The sequence below is a fragment of the Luteitalea sp. genome (assembly GCA_009377605.1).
GTDB lineage: Bacteria > Acidobacteriota > Vicinamibacteria > Vicinamibacterales > Vicinamibacteraceae > WHTT01.
On record WHTT01000375.1, the window covers coordinates 1 to 505 of the forward strand.

1 protein-coding gene is annotated in these 505 nt (G+C 55.2%); it reads right to left on the bottom strand.

From position 1 onward, the window contains the following. On the bottom strand, positions 1-505 hold a 505-nt coding region (locus GEV06_29355), incomplete at both ends, for a slipin family protein (protein MPZ21943.1).

Below are 505 nucleotides of genomic sequence, written 5' to 3' on the forward strand. Positions count from 1 at the left end.
AGCTCGCCCTCGGCATGAATGACTTTGGCGCGCCTCTCCCGCTCTGCTTCAGCTTGTTTGGCCATGGCCCGCTGCATCTCTTGAGGAAGATCGATGTGTTTTATCTCCACCGAAACCACCTTGATTCCCCACGGATCGGTTTGAACATCGAGAATGGTTTGGATGCGGGTATTGATTTTTTCGCGCTCAGCGAGCAGTTCATCCAGTTCTGCCTGGCCGCAAATGCTGCGCAGTGTCACCTGGGCGAGTTGAGAAGTGGCAAAGAGATAACGCTCAACCTCTCGAATAGCCCGATTGGCATCGATGACCCTGAAGTAGAGGACGGCGCTCACCTTTACCGACACATTGTCTCTCGTAATGACGTCCTGCGGCGGGACGTCCATGGTCACTGTCCGGAGATCGATGCGCAGCATTTTTTCGATGAGCGGAATGACGTAGATGATTCCGGGCCCACGCGGCGCGACCATACGGCCGAGGCGAAAAATCACGGCACGTTCGTATTCCT